Here is an 11,534-nt window from a genome sequence, read left to right as displayed (position 1 = left end):
GGTCGGATCACTCCGGCAGGTGCGTCGTCGGGCTGGGTCTTGGCGGGCTGTTGTGGGATTCCCTTGCGGCGGATCTGAAGGCTGACGATGGACGCTCATGGGGTCATTGGGGGAGGATTGAATCGATCAGTTCCTCGAGTCCGTCGCCGATTTCCATCGCGGCGATGATGGGGTTCCCGGAGCTTGAGAAATCCCCCCGCCCAATGATGTCTCCCAGTTGCGCGAGTTCATCCACCTCCAGCAGGCGCATCACGCCCCGGTAGGTGTCCCTCTGCAGGGTGTCCTGGGGGATCACGATGACCGGGGTGCCTACGCACAGGGCCTCGAACATGGATATTCCGGCGGCGGTGATGGCGAGGTCAGCCGCGTACATCAGTTCGGCGACATTGCTCACGTTGCGGTGCAGCGTGACTGCCTGCCGGCGTTCCGGATGGCGCTCGAGGACGCGCTCGACGGCGTCCTGGTGGGCGAAGTGCCGGCCGAGGATCACGTCGATTGCGTTAAGGGTTTCCCCTCCGAGCAGCGTGTCGAGGACGACGGAGGTCAGATTGGTTGGGTCGCTGCCCCCGAAGGCCAGCAGAATCCGCTGTGGCGGGCGACGGGGCGTCTTGCCGCGCTGCCGGTAGGCATGGAACTCGGGGCGGAGCACCCAGTAGCGCGGCCCGTAGAAATACCGTGTGCCGCTGGTCGGGTCGGTGAAGGCCTCGTTCCTGAAGCGGCTGGCAGGATCGGTGCCGAGGTCGGCCGCGCGCTGCAGCACCACCATGTGCGCGACTGCGTTGGCTGCGGTGAGGTTGGTGAAAATCACCAGCCGCGAGGGCAGGCCGGCACGGATCTGCCGGGCCAGGCCCACGTCCACGTCGATCTTGTCGAACAACACCACGTCGGGGGGGGCGGACTGTAGAAGGGCGAATATCTGCGCGTCGTCGGCGAGTGCGCTCACCTTGAAGCCGGCCTCGCTGATCGCGGCCACGACGTGTTCGTCGCTTTTGGTAAGGAAGAACACGTCGGCTGAGCGTCGGAGCGCTTTCGCCAGCGTTGTCGATTGCTGGACGTGCCCCATGCCCATCTGCTGGCCACCATCGGTGATTACACAGATCCGCGGGCGGGGTCCGCCGTCCGGCAGGTGCTTTTCAGTGGTGACCACTAGTCGCGCCTGGTGCCGTGCTCAGAGCTTCGGCCGCTCGCCGATCCGCCGGGCTGGGCTGCCCACGTAAATGCCCCAGGGTTCGCAGTCTTTGTTGACGAAGCTGCCGGCGCCGATCACGCAGCCTTCGCCGATCTTCACCGGCATGATCACCGAGCGGGCACCGATGTAGACGTCGTTGCCGACTTCCAGGTGGCCGCCGAGGATCGCGGTTTCGCCCTCCTGCATGCCGTCCACCATCTTGAGGCCCGCGGCATGGGAGTAAGTGGCCGACAGGAAGACGGTGCCCGGCCCGGTGGATACGCGATCGCCGATGATGGTCAGGCCACCGCCCCAGATCACCGTGTGGGGCTGAACGTCGGTGTACTCGCCGATCTTCACACCCTCGCCGGCGAAGATGAACGCGAAGTCGCGGATCCGGCAGTTGGCGCCCAGGTCCACCACATGGGGGAAGGCGATCTTGGCCATCGGGTAGATGCGCGCGCCTTCGCCGCAGGAACGTAGTTTGTCGCGGACGTTGTCGCCCATCAATTCGATGCCATCGAGCTTGTATTCTTCCATTTTCATCTCCCTGTTTATTTCAGCATTTTCAAGCGTTTGTCCACGAGGTAACGGTACTTTCCAGTTTCCGTTTCGTTCTGGTAATCGATCAGCATGGCGCGGAAGTCGTACCGAGGGCTCCAGTCCAGATCGCGGCAGGCCTTGGCATTATCGTAGAGGAAGGCGTCCATGCCGTTGTCGATCTCAGGCCGGAACACGATTACCGGCTCCTCGTCCGAACCCCAGAAGGTGCGGGCAATCGTTTCGGCCTGGTCGCGCAGGGTCAGATAGACCCCCGAGGTGATGTTGTACAGGCCGGTAATGCCGGGCCGGCTGATCGCCTGCAGGAATGCGGCAACCACATCCTTCACGTAGATGATGTCGCGCCCGACCTCGCTGTCGCCCCAGACCTCCAGGGGCTGGCAGGCGAGGGCTTTGTCGATGAATATCTGGAAGCCGGTCTTGATCGGCTTGCCGTCCTTGAAGATCTCGGTGTGCGGCCCATAGCCATACACTGGCGGGAGGCGGAACAGGATGCCCGGCAGGCCGTGCTGGGCTTGATAGTGCAGCACGCAGTCCTGCGCGGCGCTCTCCGAGATGCTGAACATCGCGTATTCGCCGCTGTATTTGACGGCGCGGCCGTCCTCTTCGGTGATGGCCCGGTTCGCGGCCCACAGCCCCTGGGTGTTGCGGTGGGAACTGGCGTAGATGATCTTGCCGGCCCCGCATTCCCGGCAGAAGTCGAGAATGTTCAGGGTGCCGATCACGTTGACGTTGATGTAGTCCCGCGGATCGTATTTCTTCTCGGCCACGTTGGCGGGCTGACAGGCCGCCAGATGGACGACAGCGTCGTAGGCCTTGCGCTCCAGGCGGTTGAAATCTTCCCTGCGGGTGATGTCTACATTGACGTAGGCGACGTTCTTGTGGGCGTAGAAATCCCGGCCCTCGTCGCTGATGTCAGACGCGGTGACCTCATGCCCTTCGGCCAGAAGTGCGTCGATCAGATAGGTGCCAATGAAGCCGGAGGCTCCGAAGACAAGGATGTTTTTTTTATCCACGGTGGGGGTTCCAGGTGCGGTCTCGAGGGGGCTCTGCAGGGCGGCGGGGGAGGCAGATGCGTCGCGGGCAGGCATCAAACACCGTGCTCGCTGATCAGCTGGGCCAGCAGTTCGGCACGCACCCAGTCCTCGGGGGTGTCGATATCCTGCACGCGCCAGCGGGGGATCACGACGACCGTCGAGCTGGGGGCGAAAACCCTGCGGCCTTCCAGCCAGGCGACGGGTTTGCCCCAGTAGAACTGGGCCGCGTCGTGCAGCGCGGCGGGCAGGTCCTGGGAGCGGGTGTTGAAGTGTTCGGGGAAGAACATCTCCACGCCGCCCTCCGGCGTTTCCTGGAAGGCGCGGAAGATTGGTGCCGCGAAGTCGGTGGCCGAGAACACGTAATCCCAGTCGCCGCTGGAGAAGGCCTTCCAGCCTGCCTGCAGGTCGGACTGCTGCACGAAGGGGGCCGTCGCGAACAGGCAGCACACCGCTTCCACGTCCAGGCCCGCCCCGATTGCCCACTCGGTAGCGTGGGCGACCACCGCCGTTGCTCCGGTGTAGTCGTTGGCCAGTTCGTCGGGGCGCATGAACGGAACCTCAGCGCCCCACTGTCGGGCTACGTCGGCGATCTCGGCGTCGTCGGTGGACACCACGATTCGCTCGAAAAGCCCCGATGCGCGCGCAGCCTCGATAGACCAGGCAATCATCGGTTTGCCGCCGAATGGCTTGATGTTCTTGCGTGGGATGCGTTTGCTGCCGCCACGCGCTGGGATTACGGCCAGTCTCATGTGAGGCTCACCTTCAGCGCAGAGATCACTTCGTCCTGCTGGACGGGGGTGAGGGTCGGGAACATCGGCAGCGAGATGGCGCCGGCGTAGTAGTTTTCGGCCTCGGGGAAATCGCCGGCACGGAAGCCGAGCCGGAGGTAGTGGGGCTGGGTGTGCACCGGGATGTAATGCACGTTCACGCCGATGCCGGCGGCGCGCAGGCCCTCGAAGACCTGCCGACGCTGGCCGGCGTCGTGCAGGCGGATCGGGTAGAGGTGCAGCGCGGAGCGGGAATCCGGGTGCTGGTGGGGCGTGGTCAGCGGCAGGCCGGCGAGGGCTGCGTCGTAGCGGGCGGCGATGGCGTGGCGGCGGGCCACGTAGTCGTCGAGGCGCTGGAGCTGCGAGTGGCCCAGCGCGGCCTGCATGTCGGTGATTCGGAAGTTGTAGCCGAGTTCGATCTGCTGGTAGTACCACGGGCCTTCGGTTTCCGATTCCATCAGCGCCGGATCACGGGTGATGCCGTGACTGCGCAGGCGTTCCATGTGGTCGGCCAGCGCCGGGTCGTTGGTGAGCGCCATGCCGCCTTCGCCGGTGGTGATGATCTTGACCGGGTGGAAGCTGAAAATCGTGATGTCGCTGTAGCGGCAGTTGCCCACCGGCGCGTCGAGGTAGCGCCCGCCGACGGCGTGGGAGGCGTCCTCGATGATGCGAAAACCGTACTTCTGGCCGAGGGCGTGGATCTCGCGCATCTCGCAGCTCTGGCCGGCGAAATGCACCGGGATCACCACCTTGGGCAGGCTGTTGCTGGCGGCGGCCTGGACGAGCTTGGCCTCCAGGGCCGCTACCGACATGTTGTAGGTGAGCGGGTCGGTGTCGACGAAATCCACTTCGGCGCCGCAGTAAAGGCCGCAGTTGGCCGAGGCCACGAAGGTGTTGGGGCTGGTCCAGAGGCGATCGCCGGGGCCGAGGCCGAGGGCCATGCAGGCCATGTGCAGGGCCGCCGTGGCATTGCACACGGCCACCCCGCGGGCCGCGCCGCAGTAGGCCGCCAGCGCTTTCTCGAAGCCCGGGATGGCCGGGCCCTGGGTGAGGAAATCGGAGTGAAGGACCGCTTCGACGGCGGCGATGTCTTCGGGGGTGATGTCCTGGCGGCCGTAGGGGATCATGCTCAGATGTTTCCGATCTTGTGCTGGTTGGCGGCGATCCAGGCCTGCAGATCGGCCGTGCTCATCCATTCGGGATTGTTGTCGCTGGAATACTCGAAGCCCTCCGCGACCTTCCTGCCGTCCTTGATGCGCTCGGTGGTGGTGTCCCAGTTGTGGATGGCCGGCAGGATCTTGTAATGCTCAGGATATTCGTAAGTGTAGAAGGAATCTTCCGGGCTGATCATCTGCTCGTGGAGTTTCTCGCCCGGACGGATACCGACGAACTCGACCCGGGCCTCTGGCGCGACGGCTTTGGCCAGTTCGGTGACCTTCATCGACGGGATCTTCTTCACGTAGATCTCGCCGCCGACCATGTCGTCGAAGGCGTGCCACACCAGCTCGACCCCCTGTTCAAGGGAGATCATGAAGCGCGTCATGCGCTCGTCGGTCACCGGCAGCACGCCCTTGTCACGGATCGACATGAAGAAGGGAATCACCGAACCGCGCGAGCCCATCACGTTGCCGTAACGCACTACCGCGAAGCGGGTTTCGTGGCCACCGGCGTAGGAGTTGCCGGCGACGAAGAGCTTGTCGGAGGCGAGCTTGGTGGCGCCGTAGAGGTTGACCGGGCTGCTGGCCTTGTCGGTGGACAGGGCCACGACGCGCTTGATGCCCTTGTCGATACAGGCGTCGATGAGGTTCATCGCGCCGTTGATGTTGGTCTTGACGCACTCGAAGGGGTTGTATTCGGCGGTCGGGACGATCTTGGTGGCGGCGGCATGGACCACGTAATCCACGCCATCCAGCGCGCGGTAAAGGCGTTCGCGGTCGCGCACGTCGCCGATGAAGAAGCGCACGCGGGGATCGCCCTGGAACTTTTTGGCCATGTCCCACTGCTTCATCTCGTCACGGGAGTAGATGATCAGGCGCTTCGGGTTGTACTTCGCCAAGGTCATCGGCACGAAGGTGTTGCCGAAGGAGCCTGTCCCGCCGGTGATGAGGATGGATTTGTTGGTGAGCATGAGCGGACCTCGGTAAATGGGGGCAGCACGCCAACTGCGCGGGCGGCATGCAGGGGTGGGATTTTCGGTCAGAATCGACGGCGAGGAAAGGGGGCGTCTGGGCTTGGCTTGGGCGGCAGGCCTTAGCGGACCTCTATGGCGAGCTTTTTCAAGAGTGCCAGCAGGCGTTCGTCCTCGCCACTGATCTTGAATTCGAGCCTGTCCATTCCAAACGACAGGATGGGCGTGGCGGGGCCGCAGATCTGCCGGGCCATGAAGAGCGAGGTCGAACAGACGCCGACAATGGCGCCGTAGCCTGCGTGGGCGATATGGCTTTCGAGGGGCTCGTCGATTTCCAGCAACGTGCTGCCGGGGGGGCGGAACTCGTGCTTGGGGTCGCGGGGGTGCGCCTTGTAGGCCACATCGGCGAAACCGTGTTCCGACAGCCAGTTGGCGATGCGCTGGGTGATGTCCTGGAGGCCGGCCTGGTCCAGGGCGCCGATGCCCACCAGCGGCTGGCCGACAACGAGCGCGCGCTGTCCGAGGCCACCGGCGGCGGCTTCAACCAAGGGGGGGAGTTCGACGACCTTGTGCGGAGGGTAGGGGTTTGGAAAGCCAGGCAGCGTGTAGATGCGGTCGACGAAGGGCGCGTCGGAGCCGATGCGGTCGCCGCTAAAGCTCCAGTAGTCGAGTTCGGGGGATATCAGCCGGCGCAGCCGGCGGAAGTGCTGGGTGATGCGCTTGGCGCGGCTCAGCGGGTAGCGCTGGATGTTGAGCAGGCCGTCCGGCAGGATGCGTGCGCGCATGTGGCGTGCGCTGCACAGGCGCTGCAGGCCGCGCAGGAAGTAGTTGACCGCCTCGGTGTCAAAGACCGGGCTGTGCAGGCGCAGCTCTTCGACGGGGCCGACGGCGGCGGCCACCCGGCGCAGGTTGTCGAGCAGGCGCCGGTGGCTGCCAAAGCGTCCGGGCAGCGGGTCGAAGCGTGGCCATGGGGCGTAGATGACCTGTTCCCAGTCGCCGGGCCGGACCAGCTTTTCCACCTTGTCCCGGTAACACACCAGGATGCAGCGGCTGTCCGCCTCGAAATGCTGGGCGACGCTGCGGGCCGCAAGGTAGTGGAGCGGCGAGGCGACGAAGAACAGGCTCGCCGGCCGGGGGGATGTTGTCGTCATGGTCGGGTCGGGGGTGGGGTCACTACCGGCCTCCAGCGGTAGCCGTAGGCCAAGCCTCCGAAAAGCACCAGGAAGTGCCAGCCCTGCTGAAAAAACAAAATGCTGTTAGCCGTACAAAGGAGGGCGTAGATCAGGAAGCTAACGAGCAAGAAGTCACCGAGCGCACGCGGCATTGCTCCGGTCCGGGTCGCCTGCACCGCCGCATGCACGACCAAGAGCGCAGCACTGAGGTAGAAGGTGGCACCGATCAAGCCGGTACGAAGCAGCAGTTCCACGTAACTGTTGTGAAACTGGTTGAATCCGGCCAGGAAGGGCCGTTGGGGATCGCTGGCCAGCAAGTGCGACACGCTAGGCCCGACACCTGTGAGGGGGTGAGCTATCCAGTAAGAATGCGCCAGTTGCCACATGTGGATGCGATAACCTGTCGCGTCGATTTCCACGGCATCGAGGCGGCCGCTGATCAGTGCTCGCCATGTGGCGCCATCCTTGATGAGTTCGGCGGCAATCTCTGACCAATAGGTCGCCACGCCCAGTGCCATGCCGAGGAGCAGCGCAACATAAAGCGCCCGCACCGTTCTGTGATTGTGGGGCAGGGTGCGCCGACGGAGCACGAAGAGGAGCACAAGGCACAGCGGGAGGCCGATCAGGGATAGCCGGGAACGTGCTTGCACCCAGGCGTACACAAGAAGGACAACGCAGGCTCCAATAGCGACAATTGCCGTGAAACGTCTCACTGGCGGCCATGAACGGCCAAACAGGCACGTCAGGAGCGTAATGCATCCCAGAATCCCCACGTCGATGAAGAGCACGCCGAGATTTCGCCCCCCGCCCAGGGCAAAAGCGTCATAACGGAGCCACGCCCCCCCGTCGAAATTGAGATCGCGAACGAGACGAAACATCAATCCGCCCAGCGCAAGTAAAAGCACGCCAAGCACCCGCCGCGAATTGCCGCGGGTCGCCAGCGCGACGAGGGGAATGAAGGCGAACGACCACGTTTCGGTCAGCGCAGAATACTGCCCCGTATCGGGATCGCGCCAGTTGGCCCAACTTGCGAGAGCGAGGATGTAGCCCATCCACGCCAGCCCCAGCAGTACCAGCGGATCACGCCGCAGAAAACGGTGACAACGAGGCAGCTGGAGTAGAAACGCCAGCAGTAACAGGCCCAAGCCGATGTTGGCTATTGCACGGCCACCGATGTAGCCAAAAGCAAATACACCCAGCCCGAGCAAGCCGGCGGCTTCTGCAAGGCGCTGCGCGACGGGGGCCTGGCAAGCCGTCTTATTGGGCCACATTCGCCGCTCCGGCGGGATTCATGTCGATGATCTTGAATCTCTTTTCCATGGCGCTCGTGTACATGCCGCGTACGGACTCGCGACGAACCGGATCGACGGCTTCGTCAGGAATCCGGAAAAGGGTAATCGGCGGGTGCACGAGAATGTCGATGGTGTCCACCGCGCTGCTGCCGAAGGACACGAAGGCAGCCGGGATGGTCGCTGCATTGATCAGCTCGATCTCGAGAATGTCGTTCAGACGGCGGATCTCCATGCCGAAGCGGCGCGAGATCGTCGCAAGATAGTCGTCCGGCTCCTTGCGGTGGGGGATATAGACGACCCGCGACAGATCAATGTGGCGATGCACCTGCTCGAGGAAGTCGTCGTAGTCGTCCATGCGAATCAGTACCTCGCGACGGATGTTGCTGCCGATGAACCAGATCTCCTCCGAGCGTGGCTTCTCGCCGATGCGCGACTTGCAGAAGGACAGCGGGTTGCGGACGACCCGTCCGCGCAGCGCCGGCTGCGGGATGTCGTAGATCGTGAACAGCTTGGCGCGGTAGTTGAAGGTCGGGCTGAGGCCTAGCCCGGCCAGCACCCAGGAGGCCAGCGGGTTGCGGTAGGTAAAGTTCTTGCGCTGCAGGTGCAGGGTGCGTTCGGCGATCTGGCGCGCGTGGTGCAGCGTTGCGGTGCCGTCATCGACCATGTAGAGCGCGTCGAAGTGCCCCACCTTGTTGAGGAAGAAGTTGATCAGGTGGGTCGAGTCACCATAGAAGAGGTGAGCAAAATGGCGCCGCCCGCGGAACACCTTGAGCATCACCGGCAGCTGCGCCTTGGTGGGATAGAGAGGGAAAAAATACAGCTCGGACCAATGGGGGTAGTGCTCGAGCAGGCGCCGCATCAGATCCCGGTCGCGCTCGGCGCGCCAGGCGCAGACCAGCACGTTGTGGCCGTCGCGCAGCCCGAACTGTTCGCAGGCCTCGATGCAGTTGAGCAACTGCAGCGGACTGCGGCAGATGTAGAGGCTGGGTTTCATGGGGCCAGCCTGGCAGGCTCGCCTGCCTCGCCGCTGGCCAGCAGCCGGGCGTAGGCGCCGCCGGCGGTCTGCAGGGATTCGTGGGTGCCGGTTTCGACGATGCAGCCGCGTTCCATCACGACGATCTTGTCGGCGTCGTGGATGGTGGACAGGCGGTGGGCGATGACGATCACGGTGCGGTTCTTGCGGAGTTGGACCAGCGCGTCCTTCACGGCGCGCTCGGATTCGTTGTCGAGGGCCGAGGTGGCTTCGTCGAGGAGCAGGATCGGTGCGTTGCGCAGGAAGGCGCGGGCGATGGCGATGCGCTGGCGCTGGCCGCCGGAGAGCTGGCTGCCGTTGGCGCCGACGCGGGTGGCGAGGCCCTGGGGCAGCTTGTCGATGAATTCCATCGCGTGGGCGGCGCGGGCGGCGGCAACGATGTCGGCCTCGCTCACGTCGGGGCGGCCGTAGGCGATGTTGGCGGCGATGGTGTCGTCGAACAGCACCACCTGCTGGCCGACCCAGCCCAGTTGCGCGCGCAGGTGGGCCAGCGGCAGGCTGGCCAGCGGCGTGCCGTCGAGCAGGATGCGGCCTGCGCCGGGCTCGAAGAAGCGGGCGATCAGGTTGACCAGGGTGCTCTTGCCGCTGCCCGATGCGCCCACCAGGGCTACCGTCTGGCCGGGATGCACGTCGAGGCTGAAGTGCTGCAGGGCCAGTTCGGCCTGGCCGGGGTAGCGAAAGCTCACGTCGTCGAAGCGCAGCTCGCCTTTGGCGCGGGGCAGGCTGGCGCTGGCGCTGTCCACTTCGGGCGGGGTGTCGAGAAGCTCGAAAATGCTCTGGGCGCCGGCCAGGCCGCGCTGGATCACCGCGTTGATGTTGGTGAGGCGGCGGATCGGCTCGAAGAGCATCGACATGGCGGTGACGAAGGAGACGAACTCGCCGGGGCTGAGCTTGTCCTGGGCCGACAGCGAGCCAGCCGTCCAGATCACCGTGGCCACGGCCGCCGCGGCCAGCACCTGCACCAGCGGCACGTTGATGGCCGACACGCGCACGGTGCGCATGGTTTGCTGGCGCAGTTGTTCGGAGACGCTGGCGAAGCGCGCGTCCTCGTGGTCGTGGGTGCCGAAGAGCTTGATCTCGCGCACGCCGTTGAGGGTTTCCTCGACCATGCCGGTCATGCGGCCGGTGGTGTCCTGCATTTCGCGGTTGGAGCCGCGCAGCTTGCGGCTGGCCACGCGGATCAGCCAGGCCACGATGGGGGCGATGGCCAGGATCACCAGGGTCAGCTCCCAGGCGGTGTAGATCAGGTAGCCGGTGAGGCCGATGATGACCATCGTGTCGCGGATCACGATGATCCAGGCGTTGGACAGCGCGGCGCCCACCTGCGGAATGTCGTAGAGGATGCGCGACAGCATGCGCCCGCCGGTTTCAGCCTGATGCACCGGGATCGGCAGGTGCATCTGGTGGCGGAACACCTGCTGGCGCAGATCGGTGATGGCCTTGTTGGCGATCCACTGGCTCGACACGCTGGCCACGTATTCGGCGACGCCCTTGGCCAGGAAGGCCAGCATCAGGAACAGCGGCACCTGCCACTGGGCGGTGTGGCTTTTCTTGATGAGGCTTTCGTCCACCAGCGGCTTGAGCAGCGCCGGCAGCACCGGTTCGAGGGAGGCCGCGGCGATCATCGCCAGAATCGACAGCACCACCACCTTGAGGTAAGGGCGCGCCGAGCCGAGCAGGCGGCGGTAAAGCTGGAAGGAGTCTTTCATTCCCGGTGCAGGACCTTGTCGACGATCAGGCTGGCCCAGCCTTCTTCCCGGAAGCGGGTCTGGGTTTCGAGGCGGTTGTATTCGGTGTCCACCCATTCCAGGAAGCCGATCGGCGACTGCTGGTTGCGGGCGACGTAGGTGGCGAAGAAGAAATCCAGCACGCCGGTGCGGGCGCGCTTGAAGTGGCCGTACTTCCAGCCGAGTTCGCTCATGGCGTCCTCGACCTTGTGTCCCAGGTGCAGGATACGGTACAGCGCGGCGCCGATGCCGGCCCGGTCGGCGCCGGATTTGCAGTGCAAGAGCGCCGGGTATTCGATTTTCTTGAAGAGTTCGTCCATCGCGTGCACCTCTTCAATCTCGGGCGGGGTGCGCGAATACAGCTTGATGTCGTGGAGTGCGATACCCAGCGCCTCGCAGGCTTCCTTTTCCAGCGCGTAGGAGCCGTAGCCGTGGGGGCCGCGCAGGTTGATGACGGTGCGGAGGCCGAATTTTTTCTGGTACTTGGCGAGCTGGGCCGGGCTGGGCTGGCTGGAGCGGTACATGCCGCCGCCCAGGTCGTAGAAATTGTTGTAGATGGCCCGGATGGCCCCGTGGTCAACAAGATGCATGTCGAACCAGGCGCGAATGCGGCCGCTGGTCGTGGAGATGTCCATCGTCATCGGGTGAC

Annotated in this window: 11 protein-coding genes; all 11 read right to left on the bottom strand. The window is 64.6% G+C overall.

Annotated elements, in window-relative coordinates; translation table 11 throughout:
• Window positions 1-103: 103 nt before the first annotated feature.
• A complete protein-coding gene (locus Q1W26_RS04950; protein WP_300436635.1) occupies window positions 104-1,147 on the bottom strand; it encodes a glycosyltransferase in 1,044 nt (347 codons plus the stop codon).
• A 21-nt stretch (window positions 1,148-1,168) separates the two neighbouring features.
• The gene (locus Q1W26_RS04945) at window positions 1,169-1,708 is read right to left on the bottom strand and encodes an acyltransferase (RefSeq protein ID WP_300436633.1); all 540 of its coding nucleotides are present in this window, start codon (window positions 1,706-1,708) and stop codon (window positions 1,169-1,171) included.
• Between the two features lie 14 nt (window positions 1,709-1,722).
• The gene (locus Q1W26_RS04940) at window positions 1,723-2,745 is read right to left on the bottom strand and encodes an NAD(P)-dependent oxidoreductase (protein WP_300436630.1); all 1,023 of its coding nucleotides are present in this window, start codon (window positions 2,743-2,745) and stop codon (window positions 1,723-1,725) included.
• Between the two features lie 74 nt (window positions 2,746-2,819).
• Entirely contained in the window at window positions 2,820-3,515 is a 696-nt protein-coding gene (pseF, locus tag Q1W26_RS04935) for a pseudaminic acid cytidylyltransferase (protein WP_300436627.1), read from the bottom strand.
• Complete coding sequence (gene pseC / locus Q1W26_RS04930) at window positions 3,512-4,660, bottom strand: UDP-4-amino-4,6-dideoxy-N-acetyl-beta-L-altrosamine transaminase (RefSeq protein ID WP_300436624.1); 1,149 nt, start codon at window positions 4,658-4,660, stop codon at window positions 3,512-3,514. The genes pseF and pseC overlap by 4 nt, the downstream gene beginning before the upstream one ends.
• A 2-nt stretch (window positions 4,661-4,662) precedes the next feature.
• The gene (gene pseB, locus Q1W26_RS04925) at window positions 4,663-5,661 is read right to left on the bottom strand and encodes a UDP-N-acetylglucosamine 4,6-dehydratase (inverting) (protein ID WP_300436621.1); all 999 of its coding nucleotides are present in this window, start codon (window positions 5,659-5,661) and stop codon (window positions 4,663-4,665) included.
• A gap of 122 nt (window positions 5,662-5,783) precedes the next feature.
• Window positions 5,784-6,812: a polysialyltransferase family glycosyltransferase gene (locus Q1W26_RS04920; protein ID WP_300436618.1), complete on the bottom strand. Its 1,029-nt coding sequence runs from the start codon at window positions 6,810-6,812 to the stop codon at window positions 5,784-5,786.
• Entirely contained in the window at window positions 6,809-8,104 is a 1,296-nt protein-coding gene (locus tag Q1W26_RS04915) for an O-antigen ligase family protein (RefSeq protein WP_300436616.1), read from the bottom strand. Before Q1W26_RS04915 ends, Q1W26_RS04920 begins: the two co-directional genes overlap by 4 nt.
• Complete coding sequence (locus Q1W26_RS04910) at window positions 8,091-9,119, bottom strand: hypothetical protein (RefSeq protein ID WP_300436614.1); 1,029 nt, start codon at window positions 9,117-9,119, stop codon at window positions 8,091-8,093. Before Q1W26_RS04910 ends, Q1W26_RS04915 begins: the two co-directional genes overlap by 14 nt.
• The gene (gene msbA / locus Q1W26_RS04905; protein ID WP_300436611.1) at window positions 9,116-10,867 is read right to left on the bottom strand and encodes a lipid A export permease/ATP-binding protein MsbA; all 1,752 of its coding nucleotides are present in this window, start codon (window positions 10,865-10,867) and stop codon (window positions 9,116-9,118) included. Before msbA ends, Q1W26_RS04910 begins: the two co-directional genes overlap by 4 nt.
• Entirely contained in the window at window positions 10,864-11,526 is a 663-nt protein-coding gene (locus Q1W26_RS04900; RefSeq protein ID WP_300436608.1) for a tyrosine-protein phosphatase, read from the bottom strand. The genes msbA and Q1W26_RS04900 overlap by 4 nt, the downstream gene beginning before the upstream one ends.
• Between the last annotated feature and the right edge of the window lie 8 nt (window positions 11,527-11,534).

The sequence above is a fragment of the Zoogloea sp. genome (genome assembly GCF_030157465.1).
Taxonomy (GTDB): Bacteria; Pseudomonadota; Gammaproteobacteria; order Burkholderiales; family Rhodocyclaceae; genus Zoogloea.
This window is presented reverse-complemented; position numbering and strand designations above follow the sequence as displayed.

What these genes read in the sequence shown, in the direction of transcription:
- Q1W26_RS04945 (WP_300436633.1), bottom strand. Translation starts at nt 1,708, where the DNA reads ATGGAAGAATACAAGCTCGATGGCATCGAATTGATGGGCGACAACGTC.
- pseF (WP_300436627.1), bottom strand. Translation starts at nt 3,515, where the DNA reads ATGAGACTGGCCGTAATCCCAGCGCGTGGCGGCAGCAAACGCATCCCA.
- pseC (WP_300436624.1), bottom strand. Translation starts at nt 4,660, where the DNA reads ATGATCCCCTACGGCCGCCAGGACATCACCCCCGAAGACATCGCCGCC.
- pseB (WP_300436621.1), bottom strand. Translation starts at nt 5,661, where the DNA reads ATGCTCACCAACAAATCCATCCTCATCACCGGCGGGACAGGCTCCTTC.
- Q1W26_RS04920 (WP_300436618.1), bottom strand. Translation starts at nt 6,812, where the DNA reads ATGACGACAACATCCCCCCGGCCGGCGAGCCTGTTCTTCGTCGCCTCG.
- Q1W26_RS04915 (WP_300436616.1), bottom strand. Translation starts at nt 8,104, where the DNA reads ATGTGGCCCAATAAGACGGCTTGCCAGGCCCCCGTCGCGCAGCGCCTT.
- Q1W26_RS04910 (WP_300436614.1), bottom strand. Translation starts at nt 9,119, where the DNA reads ATGAAACCCAGCCTCTACATCTGCCGCAGTCCGCTGCAGTTGCTCAAC.
- msbA (WP_300436611.1), bottom strand. Translation starts at nt 10,867, where the DNA reads ATGAAAGACTCCTTCCAGCTTTACCGCCGCCTGCTCGGCTCGGCGCGC.
- Q1W26_RS04900 (WP_300436608.1), bottom strand. Translation starts at nt 11,526, where the DNA reads ATGACGATGGACATCTCCACGACCAGCGGCCGCATTCGCGCCTGGTTC.